Source organism: Celeribacter halophilus, from assembly GCF_900114135.1.
GTDB lineage: Bacteria > Pseudomonadota > Alphaproteobacteria > Rhodobacterales > Rhodobacteraceae > Celeribacter > Celeribacter halophilus.
Genome location: NZ_FORY01000003.1, coordinates 104,989 through 128,769, shown reverse-complemented (window position 1 = coordinate 128,769; position 23,781 = coordinate 104,989). Strand labels below are relative to the sequence as shown.

Genomic DNA, 23,781 nt, shown 5'->3' with positions numbered 1-23,781 from the left:
TTGCCCGCGCCTTGTCTCGGTGCGGCCTGTCAGCTGCGGGTCGCCCCGTCCGAGGTCACAAGATATTTGAAGCTCGTAAGCTGCTCCGCCCCCACAGGGCCGCGCGCGTGCATCTTGCCTGTGGCAATGCCAATCTCCGCCCCCATGCCGAACTCGCCGCCATCCGCAAATTGGGTCGATGAGTTGTGCATCAAAATCGCGCTGTCGATGTGGGAGAAGAATTTCTCCACGTTTTCAGGCGTCTCGGAGAGGATGCAATCGGTATGGCTGGAGGAATAGTGGCGGATATGCGCAATCGCCCCGTCGATCCCGTCCACCACTTTGGCGGCGATGATACTGTCTAGATACTCACGCCCCCAGTCCTCTTCGGTTGCCGGAGTGACCTGCGCGTTGAGCGCCTGCACAGCCGCATCCCCGCGCACCTCGATCCCCTTCTCCACCAGAGCAGAGACCAGATCACGGCCCAGCGTGTCCGCAATATCCTTATGGATCAACAGACATTCCGCCGCGCCACAAATCCCCGTGCGACGCGTTTTGGCGTTCAGCACAACATTCATCGCCTTCGCCGGATCGGCAGAGGCATCCACGAACACATGCACGATGCCTTCGAGATGGGCAAAGACCGGCACGCGGGCCTCGCGCTGCACCAGACCGACCAGCCCCTTGCCGCCACGGGGCACGATCACGTCGATGTAATCGGTCATGGTTAGCATTTCGGACACTGCCGCGCGGTCGCGGGTCGGCACGCGCTGGATCGCATCTTCGGGCAGACCAGCCGCTTTCAGCCCTGTCACCAGACAGGCATGGATGGCCTCCGAACTGTGAAAACTTTCTGAGCCGCCGCGCAGGATCACGGCATTTCCGGCCTTGAGACACAATGCGCCCGCATCCGCCGTGACGTTCGGACGGCTCTCGTAGATCACGCCGATCACGCCCAAAGGCGTGCGCACCCGTTTGATGTGCAGACCGTTCGGACGGTCCCATTCAGCAATCACATCGCCCACAGGATCTTTTTGCGCCGCGATGGCGGTCAACCCGTCAACCATGCCCTGAATCCGCGCCTCGTCCAGCATCAGCCGGTCCATCATCGCATCCGTCAGGCCTTTTTCGCGACCGAATTCCATATCTTTGCGGTTGGCCGCGATGATCGCTTCGCGATTTTCCCAGATCGCCTTGGCCGCCGCCTGCAAAGCTGTTGTCTTTGCCCCCGCCGTGGCGGTCGCCAGTTGCTGCGCCGCCGCTTTCGCCCGCTGGCCCAGCCCGTTCATCATGTCTTTTACGTCCGTCATGTCACCAAATCGTCTCTATGGATCAAGGCCGCTCGACCGGAATAGCCGAGAATCGCCTGTATATCTTCGGAATGTGCGCCTTTGATCGCTTCGGCCTCCTCCGAGGTGTAGCGGGACAGGCCCAGCCCGATGCGCGCGCCATCGGGGCCAAGGACCACCACTGGTTCGCCGCGGCCAAAATGGCCCACAACCTCCTCGACGCCGACGGGCAACAGGGATTTTCCTTTCGCAAGAGCACTCACAGCACCTGCATCGATCTGCACTTCACCCTTGGGCTTCATCGCGCCGATCCAGCGTTTACGGGCATGAGCGGGGTCTTCTGCGGCAAGGAACCACGTCGCGCGTGCGCCCGCTTCAAGTGCGCTCAAGGGCCGGTCTTTCGCGCCTTCGGTGATCGCCATGGTGCAGCCGCCGGAAATGGCTGTCTTGGCCGCCATCACCTTGGTCTTCATCCCGCCTTTGGACAGGCCGGAGACCGGCTCGCCCGCCATATCCTCGATCTCGTGAGTGATCTCTTCGACGAGAGCAATGTGTTTGGCATCGGGGTCAACGGATGGATTCGCCGTGTAAAGCCCGTCCACATCGGACAAAAGCACCAAACGATCCGCCCCCACCGTCACCGCGATATTCGCAGCCAATCGGTCGTTGTCGCCATAGCGGATCTCGTCGGTCGCCACCGTATCATTTTCGTTAACGATGGGCACAACGCCCAAGCCCAGCAAGGCATCCAGCGTGGCGCGCGAATTGAGATAGCGGCGGCGGTCCGCGCTGTCTTCCAGCGTCAAAAGCACCTGTGAGGTGACAATGCCATGCGGCTCCAACGCTTCCTGATAGGCGCGTGCGAGGCGGATTTGCCCCACGGAGGCGCAGGCCTGAGACTGCTCCAGCGGCAATTCGCCCGACGGCAGGCCAAGGATGCCACGCCCCAGCGCGATAGAACCGGAGGAGACCAAAATCACCTGCGCCCCGCGCTCTTTGAGCATGGCGACATCTTCGGCCAGCCCGTCAAGCCAGCGCGCACGCAGCTCGCCATGCGAGACCAAAAGCGCGGAACCGATCTTGATCACGATACGTTTGGCGCCTGTCAGGGACGCCGTCGCGGAAACTGTCAGGGTTGCCAAGGCTGATCGTCCTCGTCCTCCCCTTCTTCGGCCTTTTTCATCCGAAGACGGTCCATCGAAATTTCAGCTTTCAGCGCACGAAGCACATTGTCCACGCCCTCTTTCGAGACACCGGACATGGTGTAAACCCGCCCGCCGGACGCCTCTTGCAGCGCGGCCAGTTTCTCCTCGACTTCTTCTTCGAGAAGGCTGTCGATCTTGTTGAGCACCGTGATCCGTGGCTTGTCGCCCAGAATATGCGAGTAGTTGCTGATCTCCGTGATGATCGTCTGGTAATCCGCCACCACATCCTCGGACGTGCCATCCACCAGATGCAACAGAACCGCGCAGCGTTCGACGTGTCCGAGGAACAGATCCCCCAATCCTCGGCCCTCGGAAGCGCCTTCGATCAGGCCGGGAATATCAGCCACAACAAATTCCGCGTTATCAATACCGACAACACCGAGGTTCGGGTGCAGCGTGGTGAACGGGTAATCCGCGATCTTGGGCCGCGCGTTCGAGGTCACCGACAGGAAGGTTGACTTGCCCGCATTGGGCAGCCCCAAAAGCCCCGCATCCGCGATCAATTTGAGCCGGAGCCAGATCGTGCGCTCCACGCCCGGCTGGCCCGGATTGGCCTTGCCCGGAGCCTGGTTTGTCGAGGTCTTGAACCGTAGGTTGCCCCAACCGCCGTTGCCGCCCTTGGCCAGCACGAATCTGTTGCCCACCTCGGTCAGGTCGGCAATCACCGTTTCCTCGTCCTCGTCCAGCACCTCAGTGCCCGCAGGCACGCGCAGCACAATGTCCTGCCCGTCCTTGCCGGTGCGGTTGTTGCCCATACCGCCCTGACCATTCTGGGCGAAGAAGTGCTGCTGGTAACGGAAATCGATCAGCGTGTTGAGACCGTCCACCGCCTCGATAATCACCGAGCCGCCACGGCCACCATCGCCCCCGTTGGGACCGCCATATTCGATATATTTCTCACGCCGGAAGGACACGCAACCGTTGCCGCCTGAGCCGGAGCGGATGTAGACCTTGGCGAGATCGAGGAATTTCATCGTCTTATCCTTTGCTGCCCGCGCGCGACCGGATGTCACCTTGGGCTTTCAGGCAGATGTATCTTGCCACCGTATGAAACTCAATTGCCGTTTCACGCTTTACGATGCGCCTGAACACAGAACACCAACCCCGCTCCCTTCGGCACTGCGCGAAGAAAGACAGGATCGGTGATGTGGTCATGGCCAGACCATCTGCCTGTTTGTTCATCTCGGGGGCGGTCTTGCGCCCCCGCTTGTGCCCCGAAGGGCGGTGTTACAATTTACGCAGGTAGGTCCATGTCGGGACCTGCGCCCCGCGGGCCACGCAGTAGGTTTCTGCATCGCCAATATATTCGAACCCTGCAGCGGTCACGACACGGGCCGAGGCCTGATTGTCCTGAAAAATCTCCGCAAACATGGTTTTGGAGCCGAGCGGATTGGCCGCCACCATCGCCTTGAGCGCGGTGCGGGCCAGCCCGGTGCCCCAGAAGCTCGGTGCGACCCAAAAAGCCACCTCGCATTGATCGCGGTCCAGCGGCTTCAGGGAGATCACCCCCAGAACCTCCGACAACCCGTAATCCGAACCGTCGAGAATCCAGACTTTTTCCGGCGCATCCGCCTTGATCGCGCGGGCCACAAAGGCCTCCGTCGCGCCGGGCGGCATCGGGTGCGGCAGAGAGCGCGAATTGCGCGCCACGCGGCTGTCGCTGGCGTACATATTCAGCAAACCGGCATCGGAGAGACGCGGCGCGCGCATGACAAAGCGATCCGTTTCGATCATCTGCTGTGCTGCCGCTTCTGTGACGGGCTGTGCCGATCTGTCTTTCACAATATCCATTTTCATCTCTCTTCCTCCAAAGAGTGCTCGCCGCCCTCCTCCTCCCCGAGGAGCGCTAGACCAGTGTTGGTCACAGGCGTCTGGAACACATCTAACGTTTCCATACGACAATCCCGTTAACCTTGACTGAACAAAACCACGCTGCGAACGCTGGTTTGGCCTGAAATCTTCAAATTTCTCACGGCCTTCTGATTTCTATGTAAGTTCGAAATCAAAAAAGAAAAGGGACCGGCTTGCGCCGATCCCCAAATTGTCAAGCTTGGTGAGGTCGGCTTACTCAGCGGCCTCCGCCACCGGAAGCACGTCCACGAAAGTACGCTTTTTGAGCCCCTTGCGGAAGCTCACGGTACCGTCGGTCACAGCAAAGATCGTGTGGTCTTTACCAAGACCTACGCCTTCGCCCGGCCAGAACTTGGTGCCGCGCTGACGCACGATGATGTTGCCCGAGATAGCGGACTGACCACCGTAGAGTTTGACGCCGAGACGGCGACCAGCGGAGTCGCGACCGTTACGGGATGAGCCGCCTGCTTTTTTATGTGCCATGGTGTTCTCTCCTTATGTCGCTTACTTGGCCAGTTCTTTGGCCTGTTCAACCCAGCCTTCGCGCTCGATGCGGCCTTTGAAGGACAGCTTCTCGTCGAATTCTGTGATATCGGCCTCGGACCATGCGGCGATCTGGGCGAAAGACGTCACGCCGGCAGCGTTCAGTTTTTTCTCCAGAGCCGGACCCACGCCGGACAGTTTTTTCAGATCATCCGCACCGGCAGCAGCGGCCAGGGCCTCAGCCTTAGCAGCGGCTTTCTTCGGCGCAGCAGCTTTTTTCGGAGCCGCAGCAGAAGTGGACGCAACCGAACCGGCACCAACAGCAGCTTTGACGCCCGTTTTCTCCGCACCTTTTTCAAGGATATCGGTGATTCTCAGCAGAGTAAGTTGCTGACGGTGGCCTTTTTTACGCTGCGAAGAGTGCTTACGACGACGCTTCACATAGTGGATGAGTTTCGCACCCTTGATCTGGTCGATGACTTCGGCTTGCACGCCGGCGCCTTCCACGAGGGGAGCGCCGATGGTGGAGCCGACCATCAGAATCTCGTTGAACTGGACTTTTTCACCAGCATCAGCCGCAAGCTTTTCAACGCGAAGAACGTCGCCGCTCTGCACTTTGTATTGCTTGCCGCCAGTTTTCAAAACCGCAAACATGCAGTCTTCCTTTCGATATACCCGCGTTCTGTGGCCCCGATATCAATCGGCGTTTGGTGCCTCAAACAGCGCGCCCCTTAGGGGACGAGATTGTCATTTATGATGAGATTTCAGCCTCGCGCCGCAAAAGCATCCGGACAAAAACACATCACCCGGTCGCACCGATGGTCCGCCAGGTGGCGTGTGTATCGTGAATCATCCGCATAAAGTCAAGGCTGGAATGCTCCGAAACCGCTTTCAGAGTTGCTCACCCTCGAAGCTTTGCATCAAACGGGCCGTGCCGGCCCCCAGTCCGCGCGACAGTTGCTCATACACGGCATCGAAAGAGGCGAAAAGCGCATGATTGAGCCTTTGCCCCGCCTCCGTGCGTGAAAATGCGATATATTCCGCGAATTCCTCATCCGTCAGGCTGTCATAGGCCATGGTAGAAAATCCGTAGACCCATTCCGACACATCGGCCCGCACCTCCGGCTCGGAGGCCCAGATTTCATTCAATATCTCGCTGTCGCTCACGCCCTGATCACTTTCGAATCCCGCGCTCCAAAGCCCTTGATAATAGGCAATGTCACTGTTCATCGCGCCGACGACATTCATCTCCACCAATTCATTGGTCTGAACATAGTCTTCGATCAGCTCCGCACGTTTCGAGCCCGGCTCCAATTCCGCCCACGCCTCGCCAGCTGCCAATTGCGCAGCCTCTCCCGAGAGGGTCTTACGTGTATCGAGTTCAAGCCGCGCAATGCGCTTACCCAAATCAGAATGATAAAACGCAATCATCGGCGCCAGATCAGCACCCTCCAAAGAGTCCGCCATCGCATCGTGGAACGCGCGCGACATCACATCAGGATCATAGAGCCGACCCAACATATCTTCCCACACAGGCTTGGGCACACCATAGCCCGCTGCGACGAAATCCTCGGCCATGCCCTGCCCTTCCTCGCACAGAACATCCACAACCTCACCAAACAGCATCGCCTGCATCAATTGCTCGAATTGCTCCTCATCAGCAGCCGCGCGCGCCATCGGCGCAATCAGAGACAGCACCGCAGAAAGCAGCAAGGCCTGCCCCATGAGCCACAGCCCACCGGAGAACCGGCCTGCGCCAAAGCGGCGAGAAACCAAGCGGTATCGAAGAGCTTTGACCATGATCCATTTCCTTTTTTCCGATCGAACTATGCCTCAAGCAGCTAAACAAAGAGTTAAGACAGGGACAAGACACGATAGCGTTTTCACCGCATCCAGCGGGTTTTCGCGGAGCCACCCGCCCCTTCTGCACAAAAGAATGTCACGAAAGGGGTTGCGCAGCCCCTCCCGCAAGGATAAATCACCCGCCACCAGACCCCCGCGGAGAGGTGCCGGAGTGGTCGAACGGGGCGGTCTCGAAAACCGTTGTGGGTGTAAGCCTACCCAGGGTTCGAATCCCTGTCTCTCCGCCACTAACTCCTTGATAATATTGAATTTTAGCGTCCGAGCTCGGCTCACATCACAAAGACATTTTCTCAGGATCAAGCTGATAGGTGTCATACTATGACGCCTTTTGCCCTTGCCTGTTGCACCAACTATGCCACCTTTGTCCGACTATGCGCCCAGAAAGCATCGGTCAGCCCAATGCGCCTCGTACAAAACGCACACAGAAAAAGACCCCGCAATTAGCGAGGTCCATAACTGTTCAATATTTTGTGTGACAGGCCGACTAAAACCCGCTGCTCCCATCCGCGCGAACCCGTTCAGATTCTTCCTGCGACAAAAAACGCAAATAATAACGTTCGGTCGTCGTGAGCGATCTGTAACCGATAGATTGACCCGCCTTCCTTTAGTCGCTCAATTGCAACCTTTTATCTGATAGATTTCAAACCGTGTTCAAAACATCCTATTGCCTTGTCGTGTTGTGACAACCTTGCTCCTACATTGTGCGGCTGAGCGGTTGGGCGACGTGCGTTCATAAACCTGCAGTATTGCAATAAAAAACAGCGCCTGAATTCAGACGCTGTTTTGTTTTTCAGCCTCTCGGCAGTCTCAGAATGCGAAACTCACGGCAACCTGCAATGCGTGACTTTCATAATCTTCCCCGAACGCACCGTGATAACCGCCGTGCAGGGTGGTCTGCGATGTCGGGCTTGCGCCGAGCGTGGTGGAGAAGCCCAGCTCAAGATCTACCCATTGATCATCAAACCCGTCCACAGGGACAGATGTCGTGGGAAGGCCGACAAAACCTGTCTCGATCAGTTGATCATCCCCCGAGGCATTCGTCAGTGACAGGGCTCCGGTCAGCACCGTGTCGCGTGTGGTTTGAGGCATGGCATATGCGCCCTCAATCCCAATTGATGCAATGGTGACTTCTCCGTCCTGATCGCCAATGGAGAGGTTCCATGCTCCGGCACCGGTTTCATCGAAACCGTCAGCCTTTTGCTTGTAATACTCAAGCGAGGCGCGCGGGCCGAAGGTGAATGCTCCGTTTTGAACCATGTATTGCGCATTGAGGGCCGCGAACACCTGAGAACCGTCGGTATCGCCCTTTGCCGTCTCGCCCATCACATTGCGCGTGCTTTCAAAGGACAGGTCCTGATAGCCGAGCATGGCGCTGATACTGCCGCCATTCCCGAAGGCTTTCCGTCCGAAAACGGCGATGGACAGCGCATCCGCATCAACGGAGCCCAAATCGTCATCTGCATCCGCCGAGCCGGTGCCTGCGCCGATCATCACACCAAAGCCCAATGTCGGATCAAGCTGCCATTCCGCGCCTGCGGCAAAGGCATAGCTGTCAATGTCATAACCTGTGCCATTGACGGTGCGGTCATAGCTGGCGGTTCCGCCCTGCACGGAGACAAACCCCGTGACATCGTCGCCGATCGACCAGCCGTTGGGCAAACCTTTCGTGGAGAGGGTCGCTCCAGATGCGCCCCGCGAAATCCCGCCGTCAGGCAGGGCCGCTGTCATTGCGCGACCGAGTTCGTATGACAACGAGCCGTAGCTTCCCAAAAAGCTGAAGCCGATGCTTTCCAAGGCTGTCTGCCGCTCTGCATCATCCTCAATATCGAGAATCTCTTCAACTGCTATCTCATAGGTTCCCGCATTTCCGATATCGAGATAGGGCACTTCGGCGGCCCCATCCAGCATGCCTGCGACTTTGAACTGATACTCTGTGGCGGATTCCGCAACAATGTCTGCGAATACCGGCACGAGGCGCAGGGTGACTTGGTCGCCATCCACATCGCCAAGCTCGATCATGAAGTTCAGATTCATGTTCCGCAGGTCTTCGATGATATCGACACTCAGAAGGTCATTCCCTTCCATGCGCGCCACGATCTCGTCGGGCACGACGTCGCCTGCAACATAGCCCAAGTCCGCGAGATCTACGTCAAGCGTATCCGCAAGGTTTTGCAGTTTGTCGTCGAGTTCGGCCCCCTCGACACCCAGCGTTCCGTAGACCCAAGCGCCAGTGCCTTCATTCTCGCTGAGATTATACCACGCGATCAACGCGGGTTCATCATCCTCGCCGGCCTCTTCGTCAAAGCTCGACATATCAAAGAAGAACCCGTCAGGCACCTGACTGTCATCGAGGAAACCGCTCCCGAACAAGTCCGTGTATGTGGTATTGCCGGTCATAGCGCCAAGCTCGATCAGAGCCGCGGTCAATTGCTCTGTATTCATTACGGCCTTATCGCCACCATCAAAAAAGCCGGTGTCCCCTTCGTTCCCGCCATTGCCGAACAACCCGTCAGGCAGGTTGAAATTCCCGCCGGTAAATTCGGTATCGAACAAGGCCTGATAAGCTGGGTCGGCGGCATCAAAGGCGGTAAAATCCCCACCCGTCCCCGTGCCGAGTTCGAGGGTAAAGCCAACCATCCGCGCGCCCGTGAGGTTCGAGGTTTTGCCGTAGACGTAATACTCGGTGACATCTCCGGTGCTTTGCGTGCTCAGGCTGATGTCCATGCCGTCCGCGCCTGTGAGGCGGGTCTTGATCCGCTTGCCGGAGCCGCGCTCCGCATCACAGCCCTCAAGATCTGGATTGTTGGCCATAAGACAATTGTCAATGCCGTTCGGATTTGCCGTGTTGACGTATTCCGCTCCGGACGTCTTGGTGAATGACTGGATGCCCGGCTCAAGAATGCCTTCCGCAGGATCGGCAAAAACATAGCCGTCCCCCGTAACGTCAATCACAGGGATTTCGTCGAAAGCACCGGAAAACGCCGGTGTCGCCATCAGCGCGAAAATCGCAATCGGTGCGCAGGTTTGAAGTTTAAGAGTTCTTAAAGACATATTTTCCCTCCCCGAGAAATGCCCCCAATGTGGAGCGCAGGAAATAACGCAATCGGATTGATTACATATTCGAATATTAAGGTTCATCGACTCGGGAGAAACATGATCCAAATCATATTCTGACTATTCTGAAATATTGTTGCGCGTGCGTTACATCGACTTTTTGCACAGCTCAGGCGACAGGCTGATCGTTTTGTGTCCATTCAAACTCACGCGAAATCGCGACTGCATAGGAGGGCCTGAACGGCTCAAAACCGGTTTATCCCGTCACGTTCCCGTCCACGACGACAATCTGACGTTGGCACGCGGCTGCGATCTTTTCATCATGGGTCGAGATCAGGAACGTCGTCCCCTCCTCGCGATTGATCTCCGAGAGTAATTCCATCACCTGCGTGGCCGAGGCTCGGTCAAGGTTCCCCGTGGGTTCATCCGCCAGAACCAGTTCCGGACTGTTCATGAGTGCGCGGGCCACCGCAACGCGCTGTTTCTGCCCGCCGGACAGGTTGGCGGTGGGATAGTCGATCCGGTCAGCCAGCCCCATACGTTTCAAAAGGTCACGTCCACGCGCGCGGGCGGCAGGCGTTTCACGCCCTGCACGCACGGCGGAGGGGAAGACCACATTTTCGAGCGCGGTGAAATCCGGCAGAAGGTTGTGAAACTGAAAGACGAAGCCGATATGAGCGTTGCGAAACTCCGTGAGTTCGGCATCATTCGCCGCAATCATATCCTGCCCAAGCATCGTATAGCTGCCAGATGTCGGCTTCATCAATGTTCCGAGGATCGTGAGCAACGTGCTTTTGCCCGACCCCGACGGGCCAAGAAGTGCCGCCAACTCGCCCTCCTCAAGGTGCAAGGACAACCCGCGCAGCACCCGTGTCGCAGTGTCTCCCGCACCATATGTTTTAAAAAGATCGCGAACTTCGAGAAGTGTCGTCATTGGCCGATCGCCGTAACTGGATCAACGCGGGCCGCAGAGCGGGCGGGCAGGATGGAGGCAAGGATCGCGGCGATCACAGTCAGGGTGATGGCCAACCCATAGGAGCCTTGGGTAATGTCCAATGGCAAGGTGCCCGGACGAAATGCCTCGCGCGTGGGAAAGGGCAGAAGCGCGAGATAGCCAAGACCTGCCCCCATGATCCCGCCCAGCAGACCAATCAACGCGCCTTGCGTAACAAAGACAAAAACCACAAAGCCACGTCCGGCCCCCATTGCCCGCATGATCCCGATTTCAGGACGGCGTCGATAGGTTGAGAGCAAAAGCGCCGAGGCAACGCCGATCACAATAGTGATGAGCGCAAAGGCTTTCAGGAAATAACCGGTCTGCGCCTGCGCATCCAGCGCCTCCATCAATTGCTCGGCATCATCGGTCCAAGGGACTGCATTCAAACCTGTCAGGGACTGAATACGAAGTGCTGTCGCGTCTGCGGCGTTCAAATCATCAAGCTTGATTTCAATCTGCGTCACCCCCTGCGGCATGGAGAATAAAGTCCGCGCTGTCGACAGGCTGACAAAGGCGCGTGCGCTATCCATGCTGCCATTGCCGGTTTCGAATATGCCACCCAAAGTCAGGTTGGCCGTGATCCCCTTCGAGCTTTCCAAGTGTAAAGCCTGCCCGATGGACAAAGCCAGATCATCCGCCAGATCGCGACCCAAAACGATCACCCCCGAGCCGACACGCTCTTCTCCCTCAACCATATAGCTGGCCAGATCAAGGATCGCGGACTCACGCCCCGCTTCGACGCCCACGACGCTGACCTGTGCCACCTGTGCGCCACGGGTCAAAAAGCCCGCGCCTGTAATTTCAGGCGAGACGGCTTTGACCCCCGCGACAGTTTCGATCAAGGGGAGCCATGTGGCGGCTTCGGCCAGCGTTGCATCACGCGTGCGCCCCCGCTCCGTCACGGCCAGCACATGCCCCTCTGACGCGACCAAGAGCGCAGGGTCTTCGGTTTCTGCCTCAATGGTAATATGCGAGAGATCGCCCACGGTGCGCGCCAGAATGAATTCGGCCAGCCCGCCAATCAGGGCGGACATGAAGATGAAGATAAATACACCGACTGCAACCCCTGTCACCAGAAGCGCCGTTTGCCCCTTGTTGGCGGTCAGATAGCGTGTCGCGATTTTCAAGCCATAGAGCATCAGGGGATCTCCGCCTCGACCTCTTGCCCGTCCGTGATGCCCACCGCATCGACAATCACAATATCGCCCTCGGCAAGGCCCTCTGTTGCAATGAGACGGGCGGCGGGCCAATCCATGACGGTGACAGGTCGCAATTCCGCCAAACCGTCCACCACCACAAAAACCTCATTTCCGTTCACCAGAGCCGTGCGTGGAACCGTCAGCGCCACGTCTCGGTCTTCAACGATAATATTCGTTGTCACCGTCAGCCCGACAGGAGCCGCAACCGGAGTGTCGAAACGGAGCTTGACCGCCAGCCCGCCTGTGGCCTCATCCACGCGGTTCGACACAAAGCTGACATGACCTTCGTGGGTTTCAGTCTGTCCCGCCAGTTGCAGGACAGCCTTTTGGCCTACAATGATTTGTGTCGCGTAAGATTCATCCACATCTGCCTCGACCTCCAGATCGCTCAAATCCGCAAGGGTCAGCAAGTTGGTCGAGGGACTGATCGCTTGCCCCGTTTCGACCTCAAGTTCCAGAACCGTGCCTGCAACGGGGGCCCGAATGGTATAGTTATCGAGCGCGATCCGCGCCTGATCCAGCATGGCCGTCAAACGCGCCACTTCCTGTTCCGCCGATTGCTTGGCAAAGGCGTCGGCCTCCAATGCGGTTTGCGAGACATTGCTGCCAAGCGACAGGGAGCGATCATAGTCTTCGGTCGCCTTTTGCCGCGCCACCAACGCCGCATCCAGTGCCGCCATCGCCTGCCGGACAATTGCATTCTGTTCCGCCGCATCGACTTGGGCAAGGATCTGGTTGGCTTCGACCCGTTCTCCCTCAGCAACGGGAAGGGACACCACCGTGCCGGACACCACGGCGCTGACGTCCACGGAATGCACAGCGGCGATCCGGCCATTGACCGCCAGCACACGCGTCACCGGCGCGTTCTGAGCAATCTCGACCACAACCGGAAGCGTCCCGCCCAACCAAAGGCTCGAAGATATGCCACCCAAAAGTCCCAGCCCCAAAAGAACGAGAGCACCCCACAGCCAGATGCGCGACTTACCGGCAGGCTCAGGTGCAACTGGCCGCAACGCCGGAACGGGAGGCTTCGATGCCATCTCGCTTTGCCCCGCTGGACGTTGTACGTCTTGGGTCTCTTCTTCAGATTTGGATGGGACCAAGATTGTTCCTTCCGTGAATACTGCAACTTGATACTTTTGCGAAACCCTCCAAACTGGCGGCATAATCAGGTTCGCATGTCTCCTTTCGGAAGCATATCCGTTTATACCATATCCGCATTGACCTGTGTCACAGACGTAGGGCCGCGCGGATTGGCTGGTCAAACCAATGGAAAATCATTCATTGAATATAGATCGCATTCTTTGGACACCGTTCCGGCCTTAATGTATCTCTGAACCGACGCGCCTTTCGACTGGCGGCCAACGTCCAGCATTCAGCAGCGCTTCACGCCACTCCCCCAACGCGACCAAAATCCAACGCCCCCACACAGAGACACTCTCCTCCCCCGTGCTCTTCCTGCGCTGCGGTCTCCGTCATGCCTCACAAAAAAATTGCGCATTTTTCTGCCGGTGATTCGTTTTTGGGATTCACATGGCGAATCACCTGTGCCATAAGAGGTGCACGGAGACGTTCCGCCAATGAGAACGTCCCGTGAGGCAGTACGGTGTCCGTCAGGGCATCATTTATACAAAGGTAAGAAGCCTATCATGGCTCATCCGCGCAAACGTCCGTCGCTGACTGTGCTTTTGTACACAGGCGTTATTGTCACCCTCGGTGGCTACTTCACCTTTGCCGCCGTGCAAGGGGAATACGGGCTATTTCGCCGCTTGCAGATCGAGGCAGAATTGTCCGAACTGCAAGCGGTGAGCGGCAAACTGGACGAAGATCTGGCTGTGATGCGCAACAAGACGCTGCGCCTCTCCGACACCTATCTCGACCTTGATCTTCTCGATGAACAAGTCCGCGATGTGCTGGGCTACCTACGTGCAGATGAAATCGTAATCCGCTGACCCGAGAGGCCGTTGATGACACAGAGCCCCCGCCCCGCAGATACGTCCACCCTTCTGTCCCGCCGGCATGTGATGCTGACGGGGCTTGGCTTTCTGGCGCTGACCGCCTGCGGGGGTCACGGCAGCGCGCCCTCCAATCCCGAAGATGCCTGCGCGATCTTTCGCGAACGCCCGCACTACCGCTCCGCCCTTGAGGCGTCCGAGCGCAAATGGGGCGTGCCCGTCTCTGTGCAGATGGCGATTATCTATCAGGAATCCACCTTCCGCGCGACCGCACGCCCCCCGAAACGCTACACGCTGTTCATCATCCCCAAGGGCCGCGCCAGCTCCGCACGCGGCTACGCGCAGGCGCTCGACGGCACATGGGATGATTACCGCAACGGTCCGGGCCGCGCAGGCGCCAGCCGCAGCAACATCCGCGACGCCACCGATTTTATCGGCTGGTATGTCTCGACCAACAACAAGGCGCTGGGGATTTCAAACTCGGACGCCAGAAACAGTTATCTGGCCTATCACGAAGGTCGAGGCGGTTACCGCCGTGGCTCCTATCGCAACAAATCATGGCTCTTGAGCACCGCCGACGGCGTCGCCAAACGCGCCGCCCGCTATGAGGCGCAACTGGCCTATTGCCGGTAGAGGCGTCATCAGAGCGCATCGCGCCAACGGAGGCGACAATAGTGGCACCTACCCTTGGCAGACTTGTAATTTACACCCGTAAATTAGACGAAATGGCGGCATTCTATGCGCAGCACTTCGGGTTTTCCGTGAGGCGCTCTGCAACTGACAGGATCGTAGAGCTTACCCCGAAAACCTCTGGCGCAACGATCCTCTTGCATCCGCTCTCATCAGCGCAAAAAGAGGGGCAGGTTCTGGTCAAACTGGTGTTCGACGTTGAAGACGTCGAAGGCTTTTGCCGAACCGCGCAGAGCAACGGTCTCACCTTCGGAAAGATACACAAGACGGACAGCTACGCCTTTGCGAACGCAAAAGACCCCGCGAAGAACCCCATCCAGATTTCAAGCCGCGCCTTCGCGCAACACTAGGTCATCACAAGGGCTGACAGGCGCAACTCTTGTGTGTAGCCTGCTCACAGCCAGCACCGGATCGCGATATTCCGTCAGCGCATACCTGCCGCCCGCGGCGCATATCAGAAAATCCGTGCAATCGGCCCGCCGCATCGTTATTATGTAGTTTAACGCTAAACTATCAGTCGTGATCTTGGAGGAGGAGGCCTGATGGCACCCCGTAAAACAGCATCCAAACCGGCAAGCAAAGCGAATGTCTCCAAAGACGAGCTTCTTGCCTATTATAAAGACATGCTTCTTATCCGCCGTTTCGAGGAAAAAGCAGGCCAGCTTTACGGCATGGGCCTGATTGGCGGGTTCTGCCACCTCTATATCGGTCAGGAAGCCGTTGTCGTCGGTCTCGAAGCCGCCGCAAAAGAGGGTGACAAGCGCATCACCTCCTACCGCGATCACGGGCATATGCTTGCCTGCGGAATGGACCCGAAGGGCGTGATGGCCGAGTTGACGGGCCGCGAGGGCGGCTACTCCAAGGGCAAGGGCGGCTCCATGCACATGTTCTCGAAAGAGAAACATTTCTACGGCGGCCACGGCATCGTCGGCGCACAGGTGCCGCTGGGGGCCGGTCTGGCCTTTTCCGACAAATACAAAGGCAATGACAATGTGACCTTCACCTATTTCGGTGATGGCGCAGCCAACCAAGGTCAGGTCTACGAGACCTACAACATGGCCGAGCTTTGGGATTTGCCGGTGGTTTTCGTCATCGAGAACAACCAATACGCCATGGGCACCTCGGTGCAGCGTTCGACCAAATCCACCTCCCTTTACGGCCGCGGCAAAGCCTATGGCATCGAAGGTGAAGAAGTGGACGGCATGGACGTTCTGGCAGTCAAGGAAGCCGGCGAGCGCGCTGTGGCGCATTGCCGTGCGGGCAAGGGCCCCTACATTCTCGAAGTCAAAACCTACCGCTACCGTGGTCACTCCATGTCGGATCCGGCGAAATACCGGACCCGCGAAGAGGTCCAGAAAATGCGCGAGGAACGCGATCCGATCGAAGCTGTGCGCTCCATCCTTCTGACGGGCGGCCACGCCTCCGAAGAGGATCTCAAAGCGATCGACAAAGAGATCAAAGCGGTGATCAACGAGAGCGCGGAATTCGCCAAGGAAAGCCCGGAACCGGCGCTCGAAGAGCTTTGGACCGACATTTATGCGGACGAAATTCCGCAGCACAACGCTTGATCCGGGAGGAAGATACCAATGGCAACCGAACTTCTGATGCCCGCCCTCTCTCCCACGATGGAAGAAGGCACACTTGCGAAATGGCTCGTCAAAGAGGGCGACACCGTCACCTCCGGCGACATCATCGCGGAAATTGAAACCGACAAGGCCACGATGGAATTCGAGGCTGTGGACGAAGGGATCGTCGGCAAGATCCTCGTCGAGGAAGGCACCGAGGGCGTGAAAGTGAACACCGCCATCGCCGTGCTGATCGAAGAGGGCGAAAGCGCCGACGACATCAAGGCCCCTGCCCCCGCCGCAGCCGAGGCGGCTCCGGTCGCCCAAGAGGCACCAACCGCGGCCCCTGCGAAAGCCGTCGCGGCTGTCGAAGTGGTCTCCAAAGCCTCGCCGGACTTCCCCGAAGGCACGCCGATGAAACAGCAGACCGTGCGCGAGGCGCTTCGTGACGCTATGGCCGAAGAGATGCGCCGCGACGAAAACGTCTTTCTCATGGGCGAAGAGGTGGCCGAATACCAAGGCGCCTACAAGATCTCCCAAGGGATGCTCGACGAGTTCGGCGCCAAGCGCGTGATCGACACGCCGATCACCGAACACGGCTTTGCCGGTATCGCGACGGGTGCGGCCTTTGGCGGGCTGAAACCCATCGTCGAATTCATGACCTTCAACTTCGCGATGCAGGCCATTGACCATCTCATCAACTCGGCAGCCAAGACGCTCTATATGTCCGGCGGCCAGATGGGGGCGCCTATGGTCTTCCGTGGCCCCAACGGTGCCGCCGCCCGCGTCGGCGCGCAGCACTCCCAAGACTACGCCGCATGGTATTCCGCCATTCCGGGTCTCAAGGTCGTGATGCCCTATTCGGCCTCCGACTACAAAGGTCTGATGAAAACCGCGATCCGTGATCCGAATCCGGTGATCTTCCTTGAGAACGAAATCCTTTACGGCAAATCCTTCGATGTGCCCGATCTTGAGGACTTCACCATCCCCTTCGGCAAGGCCCGCATCTGGCGCGAAGGCACGGATGTGACCATCGTGTCCTTCGGCATCGGCATGACCTATGCACTCGAAGCGGCTGACAAGCTGGCCGAGGAAGGCATCTCCGCCGAGGTCATCGACCTGCGCACGCTGCGCCCCATCGACTATGACACCGTGCTGGCCTCCGTGATGAAGACCAACCGCTGCGTCACCGTCGAAGAGGGTTTCCCCGTCGGCTCCATCGGCAACCACATCTCCGCCACGATCATGCAACGCGCCTTTGACTATCTCGACGCGCCGGTGATCAACTGCACAGGCAAAGATGTGCCCATGCCCTACGCCGCCAACCTCGAAAAACTCGCGCTTGTGACCACCGACGAAGTCGTGGCCGCCTGCAAAGATGTCACCTACCGTTAAGGAGAACCCGTTATGGCGATTGAACTTTTGATGCCCGCGCTGTCTCCGACGATGGAGGAAGGCACATTGGCCAAATGGCTGGTGAAAGAAGGCGACGAAATCAAATCCGGCGATGTGATTGCCGAGATTGAAACCGACAAGGCGACGATGGAATTCGAAGCCGTGGACGAAGGCACCATGGGCAAGATCCTTGTGGCCGAGGGCACCGAAGGCGTGAAAGTGAACGCGCCGATTGCCGTGCTTCTGGAAGAGGGCGAAGATGCCTCTGCCGCCGAGACTGTCGGCGCAGCGGCCCCTGCTCCGGCGGAAGAAGCTCCGGCGGCTGCGGCGGCTCCCTCCGCCCCGGCCCCGGTCGCAGATGCACCCAAGGCCCCGGCGGCTCCGGTCAAGGATGGCGAACGCCTCTTTGCCTCGCCTCTGGCCCGTCGCATCGCGGCGCAAAAAGGTCTCGACCTGACCACGATCAAAGGCACCGGCCCCAAAGGCCGCATCGTGAAAGCCGATGTGGAAGCGGCCCAAGCTGCACCCAAGGCCGAAGCGCCCAAAGCCGCTGCACCGGCTCCTGCGGCTGCGGCACCGGCTGGTCCTTCCGCCGATATGGTTGCGAAAATGTATGAAGGTCGCGACTACGAGGAAATCAAACTCGACGGGATGCGCAAAACCATTGCCGCGCGTCTGTCGGAGGCCAAACAGACCATCCCGCATTTCTACCTGCGCCGCGACATCCAGCTGGACGCCCTGCTGAAATTCCGCGCCGAGCTGAACCATCAGCTCACAGGCAAGGGTGTGAAACTCTCGGTCAATGATTTCATCATCAAGGCCGTGGCCAACGCCCTGCAAGAAGTGCCTGCGGCCAATGCCGTCTGGGCGGGCGACCGTGTGTTGCAGATGAAAGCCTCCGATGTGGCCGTTGCGGTTGCCGTCGAAGGCGGTCTCTTCACCCCCGTTCTGCAAGACGCGGATATGAAGTCGCTCTCGGCCCTGTCCAAAGAGATGAAAGACCTCGCCCACCGTGCCCGCGACCGCAAACTCGCGCCGCATGAATATCAGGGCGGCTCTTTCGCGATCTCCAATCTGGGCATGTTCGGCATCGACAATTTCGACGCCATCGTGAACCCGCCGCACGCCGGTATTCTCGCCGTCGGCGCGGGCAAGAAACAGGCGGTGATCGGCGAAGACGGTGAAGTAAAAGCCGCAACCGTCATGTCCGTCACCATGTCCGTGGATCACCGCGTGATCGACGGAGCGCTCGGCGCGGAGCTTTTGAAAGCCATCGTCGAGAACCTCGAAAATCCGGTGGCGATGCTGGCCTAAGCGCCGTTATCCCGAAAGAATCAAAAGCCCTCCGGTTTCGGGGGGCTTTTTCTTTTGACCTCCTTTTTCTTATGGCTGCCATGACACGCCTCAAAGCCGCCGCCCTGCACCTCTGTTACGTTTTGCGCGACTCTAGAAAAAAGGAGACGGATCATGAGCTGGTCAAAACAACTTGAGACAGTCCAAAGCGGCATGATGGATTTCGGCGCGGCCCTGCCCGCTGTCGGAGAAGGCTTCAACGCCCTGCACGAGGCCACAACCGTCGAGGGTGCGCTGTCCATGAAGCACAAGGAATTGCAGGCCCTCGCCATCGGGATTTCCAAGCAATGCGTGGATTGCATCGGCTTTCACGTAAAAGCCGCGATGGAGGCTGGTGCCACGCGTGCGGAAATTGCCGAGACGGTCGGTGTGGCGATCCTGATGGGCGGTGGTCCGGCCTATATGTATGGGATCAAGGCGCTCGACGCCTATGACGAGATGGCGGGGTAAGACACACCTCAGATATGCGTCAGGGGCGATCAACCGCCCCTGCTCCGCCCTATGTCGCACCAACGCGTCCCCGTCAGCTTTCCGAGGGACGCGCACCAATAAGCTGGTTCATGGAAATGGACGGCTGGGAACAGCCCGCTTCGCCCACAACCTTGGCAGGCACGCCCGCCACCGTGGTGCAGCGCGGCACGTCGTTCAGAACCACCGATCCGGCGGCCACACGCGAACAGGCACCGATGTGGATATTGCCCAACACCTTGGCCCCCGCCCCGATCAGCACGCCATCACCGATTTTCGGGTGACGGTCCTCGTCCTCCTTGCCGGTCCCGCCCAGCGTCACGTCATGCAGGATCGAGACATTGTCGCCAATCGTCGCGGTTTCGCCAAAGACCAGCGAATGGGCGTGATCAAGGAACACCCCCTTGCCGATGCGGCAGGCGGGGTGGATGTCGACGGAGAACTGTTCGGACATGCGCATCTGGAAGAAATAGGCCAGATCCTTGCGCCCTTCGCGCCAGAGCCAGTTGGAGACGCGATGGGACTGGATCGCTTGAAAGCCTTTGAAATAGAGCAAGGGCTGGATGTAGCGATGGCAGGCCGGATCACGGTCATAGACCGCAGCAATGTCGGCACGCGCGGCTTCAGAGAGCATCGGATCGGCGGCATAGGCATCATCGGCGATCTCGCGGATCAACTGTTCGGACATTTCGGGAGAGGCGAGTTTCTGCGCGATCCGATAGGCCAGCGCATCCTCCAGCGTCTCGTGATGCAGGATACAGGCATGGACCAACCCGCCCAGCAAAGGCTCTGCCGCAACGGCCTCACGCGCCTCGGAGACAATCTGGCTCCAGACGGGGTCGAGTTTTTTCAAGGTGGTGCGTGTTTTGGCCATGCGCTTGTCCTCTTTTGTCGAAGCTTACTATAGATAGCCCTGTTTTCCAAAGCGCAAGAGGCTTCACGGCAAAAAGACCCCGCAAAGGTCACTCTGCGAGGTCTGTATCAGGTGTGCGCCGGATCAGGCGGATGGCAGCGCGAATTGCAGACAGTGGATCGCCAGCCGGATCACGCCGCCCGCTTCGAAATCGCCGCCTTCGCCGGTCAGGATCAGGTCTTCGGCGCTGTAATAGGTCACAGGCGTGCCCGTCAGCCCGCGCAGCCAACTGCCCTGCGCCAGAGACAGGCCGGAGCCGTAGCGGTTCGCAGACCCCGCCACGCCCAGGGAAAAGCCGGTCAGACCCGTGCCGGTGATCTCGGTGACAACGCGCCCCGTGACCCCGAAGACCACGGACTGGTCGGGGATGGCATAGCTCACCGTGGAGACCGGCCCCGCCGTCAGCGTGTGGTCCAGTTCGACGACCTTTTGCACCATGCCTGCGCCATTGGGCGAAAGCGTCTGCATCCCCAGAACCCAGCCGGAGCCGTCATGCCCCGCCCAGCCGTTCTGGTCCCTGATATAGGCGCGCATCCCCAAGGTGGCGGGGACAAAGCTCCAGCCGCCGTTGACATAGACCGCGATCCAGCCCTCCTGCCCCGCCCAGTCATTGACCGCCGCCGCGCCCACGCCATAGGCATCGCCCTCCTGCGGGCTCACAGGCGGGGTGTTCTCGGTCACGGAGATCAGGGTCAGTTGCATCAACCCGTCGATCCGGCTCAACGCCTCGTTCACGGTCACATGTTTCTGGGCCTGCGCGGCTTGCAACAGCGGCAGGGCAAAGCGGGATGTCTCACTCATTGATTTCGATCCTTCTGAACAGGCCCGCGCCGAAGCTATCGGACATCTGGGCAACGTGGATTTCATAGGCGCCGGTCACCCCGTCGCCGGTTTTGAGCGCCGCGCTGTAGGTCCAGTTCGGCACTTGGGTTATGACCTCGCGCAGCACCGAGCCGTTCTGCATCACCCGCAGGAGATACAGTTCAGACGTCTCCCCCAAGGGCACTTCGACGGACTGCCATGTGTCGCCATCTGTGCGCGTGCGGCGGGTCCAGCGTAGCTCCGTGTCACCGGAGGCCGTCTGTGTGGCCCTGAGATGCACAGGCGCATAGGGGCGCAGGCCGATGCCGTCGAAGGCTCGACATAATGCTCGTAGCTTGCGTCATCATAGGCGCGGCTGGAGGGGCCGATGCGGTAGTGACGGGCAAGGCCGCGGGCCGACTGGGCCAGATCAATCTGTCTGAGCGTCGTATCGATCAGCACAAAGCGCGATCCCTCAGGCCACGCGGGTGTGAATGCGCCCCCGTCCAGCCCGTCGGTCCCAGCCTGTCCACGCAACCGCAACGACAGGTCATAGGTGTTTTCCGCCACAAGCTCGGCATTGGCGAACTGGAACACCTCCCAGTTGGCCGAAGAGCCATCGCCAATCGCGGCGACATTCGCCCCGTTGAGCACATCCAGCGGGTCCACCGAGGCAAGCTCCCCGCGCACCAGTTTCACCCGCAGCACCGGTCCGCGATCCCATAGCCCCGCACGCGCCGCGCCCAGCGCCGTTTGTGTCACACCGATGGTGGCCCAGCCCGGCACCAGAGTGTTGAGCGTATAGCCGCTGTCCGAAGGCGCGGCATAGACCGCCGCAGAGCCGGGCCACGGGTTGCCCGTCACCGCGATATGCGGCGCATGTGGCACTTCCTCACCGGTGAGCAACGGCAGGTCCAGAAACAGCGGATAGACCGGCACAGGGGCGGCGAAGGGCTTGGCCTCGATGATCTCCTCGACCATGTCGGAGGGGGTGTAAACCTCCGGCTCGACCCGCACCGCTTCGATCAACTGCTGTGCGCCCAAGGTGGCCTGATCGATCCGGTAGCTCTGCACCCCCTCATCGGTCTCCACCGCGATCACATCCCCCGCGCCATAGGGCAGACGCGACGGCGGCAGGCAGAACCGTGCCGTGTCCCGCGCAATCCGCGATTCCGCCAGCCAGCGCTCGACCACCTGCCGCCCTTCGGCACGGGTGAGCGCAAGAGGCAGTTCAGATTGCGACACCAGACGACTTTCCTCATCAGGGAAACTCGCCTCTTCAGCGCGCGCCCCGTAGTCGCCATCGGCATCGACAAAGGTCAGCTGCACGCGACCCGCCACTTCGGCCTCCGGCGCGCGGGTGCGTTCGAACACACCGTCCAGCTCATCGGACACCGCAACATCCTGCTCGCTCAGGCTCAGCCGAGCCTTGCCATCGCGCGAACGGAAGATCAGCTTGCCCTCGCGCTCGATCGCCTCGAACCCGTAGGCCAGCATCAAGGGCTGGAGCGCGGAACGGGCCCCTGCGATGTCGCTGACGTTATAACCGCGCAGCACGCCCCAAAGCGCGCTTGTGTCGATCTCCTCCACGCCGGAACGCGCACAGATCTCCGCCACCACATCGGCCAGAGACCGCGCCGTGGAGCGCCCGTTGAGCCAGTGCCCCTTGGCGTAATTGTCGCCATCGGACCAGACGGATGTGACCGAGGGAAAGGCCGGATAGGGCCGCGCATCCCATGCCCAGACATGGGCGCGGGACATATCGATCATCGGGCCGCCATAGACCTCGGAGACCGGATTGTTCTCCGGCGCGCCCCAATAGCCGGTCATGGCCCGTAGATATTGCAACTGGATAAAATCGTCCCGCCGCCCGTTGGAATAGGCCGGCAGCGAAGATTCCGAGGATTTCTCATCCAGAAACTTGTTCGGCTGGTTGGTCGCCTTGTCCACGGCAGCACAGCCCAGTTCGGTGAACCAGACAGGCTTGGACTGGGGCACCCAAGCAGTCGGGGTCTCGCTGCGCTGGCCGTTGATCCGCTCGTGGTGGTCGTTCAGCCACCAGTTGCGGATGTCCTTGTAGCGATAGACCCAATCCTCCTGATAGGCCCCGTCGGTGATCGGCGTGCGGATTTGCGCGTAGAGCGCCTCGAACAGTTCCGCACGCCCCTGCGCCGGATTGGGCCGCGAAATCACCCGCAGCAACGGGTGGTCGTCGAACCGCATCTCGCGGTTTTGCAGGATCAGCGGCAAGGCAGAAGCGGCTTCGGAAATCAGCTTCACCGCACGGAAGCCCACCGGATTGCCGACAAACCCCACACGGGTCAGCGTCACCGTGTCCCGCGGCGACCACGCCACACGGCCCGCGCCCGAGACCGCCGCCACGACCGGACCCGTCGCCGAGGCTTTCGTTTCGGGCATCTCGCCCAGTTTCAGAAAGTCGAACACCATCTCTGTGTCTCTCCTCATCTTCCGGCCCGCTCAATTGACCGGCCTCATGTCTCAAACCCCTTTGCCTTCGGCGTGTCCGGCCCATAAGAGCTTCCGCGCCGTCGGTGAGAGAGGTTCTAAAGGAGAGGTTCAAAGAAGCTCTGAGCAGGGCGTGCGCTGCCTCGAAAACGGCGCAACACCTTTGAAAATGGTTTGTATTTCAATCCATTACCCCGAAAACAAAAAAGCCCCGCCGTAAGGGCGAGGCTTTTAAAGTGCATCAACGGGCGAAGA

Annotated in this window: 20 protein-coding genes, 1 tRNA gene and 1 pseudogene; 8 read left to right on the top strand and 14 right to left on the bottom strand. The window is 59.4% G+C overall.

Annotated elements, in window-relative coordinates:
- Positions 1 to 29: 29 nt before the first annotated feature.
- From BM152_RS03790 to BM152_RS03755, 7 genes are all read right to left on the bottom strand, one after another.
- Complete coding sequence (locus BM152_RS03790) at positions 30 to 1,289, bottom strand: glutamate-5-semialdehyde dehydrogenase (protein ID WP_066607647.1); 1,260 nt, start codon at positions 1,287 to 1,289, stop codon at positions 30 to 32.
- Positions 1,286 to 2,410 (bottom strand): glutamate 5-kinase, encoded by a 1,125-nt coding sequence (proB, locus tag BM152_RS03785; protein ID WP_082715449.1) that lies wholly within the window; start codon positions 2,408 to 2,410, stop codon positions 1,286 to 1,288. Before proB ends, BM152_RS03790 begins: the two co-directional genes overlap by 4 nt.
- Positions 2,398 to 3,447: a GTPase ObgE gene (obgE, locus tag BM152_RS03780; RefSeq protein ID WP_066607644.1), complete on the bottom strand. Its 1,050-nt coding sequence runs from the start codon at positions 3,445 to 3,447 to the stop codon at positions 2,398 to 2,400. The genes proB and obgE overlap by 13 nt, the downstream gene beginning before the upstream one ends.
- Before the next feature lie 253 nt (positions 3,448 to 3,700).
- Positions 3,701 to 4,270, bottom strand: a complete 570-nt coding sequence (locus tag BM152_RS03770) for a GNAT family N-acetyltransferase (RefSeq protein WP_066607640.1) — start codon at positions 4,268 to 4,270, stop codon at positions 3,701 to 3,703.
- 267 nt (positions 4,271 to 4,537) lie between these two features.
- Entirely contained in the window at positions 4,538 to 4,807 is a 270-nt protein-coding gene (gene rpmA, locus BM152_RS03765; protein ID WP_066607637.1) for a 50S ribosomal protein L27, read from the bottom strand.
- 21 nt (positions 4,808 to 4,828) lie between these two features.
- Complete coding sequence (locus BM152_RS03760) at positions 4,829 to 5,461, bottom strand: 50S ribosomal protein L21 (RefSeq protein ID WP_066607634.1); 633 nt, start codon at positions 5,459 to 5,461, stop codon at positions 4,829 to 4,831.
- Positions 5,462 to 5,698: 237 nt separating this feature from the next.
- Positions 5,699 to 6,607, bottom strand: coding sequence for a DUF2059 domain-containing protein (locus tag BM152_RS03755; RefSeq protein WP_066607631.1), 909 nt, complete (start codon positions 6,605 to 6,607; stop codon positions 5,699 to 5,701).
- Positions 6,608 to 6,807: 200 nt separating this feature from the next.
- Here BM152_RS03755 and BM152_RS03750 point away from each other — a divergent pair.
- A tRNA-Ser gene (locus BM152_RS03750) sits at positions 6,808 to 6,897 on the top strand.
- A gap of 580 nt (positions 6,898 to 7,477) precedes the next feature.
- On the opposite strand, the gene BM152_RS03745 is transcribed toward BM152_RS03750, so the two are convergent.
- From BM152_RS03745 to BM152_RS03730, 4 genes are all read right to left on the bottom strand, one after another.
- Positions 7,478 to 9,721, bottom strand: a complete 2,244-nt coding sequence (locus BM152_RS03745) for a choice-of-anchor F family protein (RefSeq protein ID WP_066607627.1) — start codon at positions 9,719 to 9,721, stop codon at positions 7,478 to 7,480.
- Positions 9,722 to 9,980: 259 nt separating this feature from the next.
- Positions 9,981 to 10,658: an ABC transporter ATP-binding protein gene (locus BM152_RS03740; RefSeq protein WP_066607625.1), complete on the bottom strand. Its 678-nt coding sequence runs from the start codon at positions 10,656 to 10,658 to the stop codon at positions 9,981 to 9,983.
- Positions 10,655 to 11,860, bottom strand: a complete 1,206-nt coding sequence (locus tag BM152_RS03735; protein ID WP_066607623.1) for an ABC transporter permease — start codon at positions 11,858 to 11,860, stop codon at positions 10,655 to 10,657. The genes BM152_RS03740 and BM152_RS03735 overlap by 4 nt, the downstream gene beginning before the upstream one ends.
- A complete protein-coding gene (locus tag BM152_RS03730; protein WP_244524886.1) occupies positions 11,860 to 12,960 on the bottom strand; it encodes an efflux RND transporter periplasmic adaptor subunit in 1,101 nt (366 codons plus the stop codon). The genes BM152_RS03735 and BM152_RS03730 overlap by 1 nt, the downstream gene beginning before the upstream one ends.
- 609 nt (positions 12,961 to 13,569) lie before the next feature.
- On the opposite strand from BM152_RS03730, the gene BM152_RS03725 reads away from it, so the two are divergent.
- The 7 genes from BM152_RS03725 (at position 13,570) to BM152_RS03695 (ending at position 19,328) form a co-directional block, all read left to right on the top strand.
- Complete coding sequence (locus tag BM152_RS03725) at positions 13,570 to 13,872, top strand: FtsB family cell division protein (RefSeq protein WP_066607620.1); 303 nt, start codon at positions 13,570 to 13,572, stop codon at positions 13,870 to 13,872.
- Between the two features lie 72 nt (positions 13,873 to 13,944).
- Entirely contained in the window at positions 13,945 to 14,508 is a 564-nt protein-coding gene (locus tag BM152_RS03720; RefSeq protein ID WP_066608131.1) for a transglycosylase SLT domain-containing protein, read from the top strand.
- 41 nt (positions 14,509 to 14,549) lie between these two features.
- Positions 14,550 to 14,915, top strand: a complete 366-nt coding sequence (locus BM152_RS03715; protein ID WP_111481326.1) for a VOC family protein — start codon at positions 14,550 to 14,552, stop codon at positions 14,913 to 14,915.
- 192 nt (positions 14,916 to 15,107) lie between these two features.
- Positions 15,108 to 16,133, top strand: a complete 1,026-nt coding sequence (gene pdhA, locus BM152_RS03710) for a pyruvate dehydrogenase (acetyl-transferring) E1 component subunit alpha (protein ID WP_066607617.1) — start codon at positions 15,108 to 15,110, stop codon at positions 16,131 to 16,133.
- A gap of 18 nt (positions 16,134 to 16,151) precedes the next feature.
- A complete protein-coding gene (locus tag BM152_RS03705; protein WP_066607614.1) occupies positions 16,152 to 17,525 on the top strand; it encodes a pyruvate dehydrogenase complex E1 component subunit beta in 1,374 nt (457 codons plus the stop codon).
- A 12-nt stretch (positions 17,526 to 17,537) separates the two neighbouring features.
- Positions 17,538 to 18,839: a pyruvate dehydrogenase complex dihydrolipoamide acetyltransferase gene (locus BM152_RS03700; protein ID WP_066607611.1), complete on the top strand. Its 1,302-nt coding sequence runs from the start codon at positions 17,538 to 17,540 to the stop codon at positions 18,837 to 18,839.
- 153 nt (positions 18,840 to 18,992) lie between these two features.
- Positions 18,993 to 19,328 (top strand): carboxymuconolactone decarboxylase family protein, encoded by a 336-nt coding sequence (locus BM152_RS03695; RefSeq protein ID WP_066607607.1) that lies wholly within the window; start codon positions 18,993 to 18,995, stop codon positions 19,326 to 19,328.
- 73 nt (positions 19,329 to 19,401) lie between these two features.
- Here the strand turns inward: BM152_RS03695 and cysE are convergent, their stop codons facing one another.
- From cysE to BM152_RS19395, 3 genes and pseudogenes are all read right to left on the bottom strand, one after another.
- Complete coding sequence (gene cysE / locus BM152_RS03690) at positions 19,402 to 20,220, bottom strand: serine O-acetyltransferase (protein ID WP_066607604.1); 819 nt, start codon at positions 20,218 to 20,220, stop codon at positions 19,402 to 19,404.
- A gap of 123 nt (positions 20,221 to 20,343) precedes the next feature.
- A complete protein-coding gene (locus BM152_RS03685) occupies positions 20,344 to 21,060 on the bottom strand; it encodes a DUF2793 domain-containing protein (protein ID WP_066607601.1) in 717 nt (238 codons plus the stop codon).
- A pseudogene (locus BM152_RS19395) lies at positions 21,053 to 23,196 on the bottom strand (baseplate multidomain protein megatron); the annotation flags it as partial. The gene BM152_RS03685 and the pseudogene BM152_RS19395, both read right to left, overlap by 8 nt.
- Positions 23,197 to 23,781 lie beyond the last annotated feature (585 nt).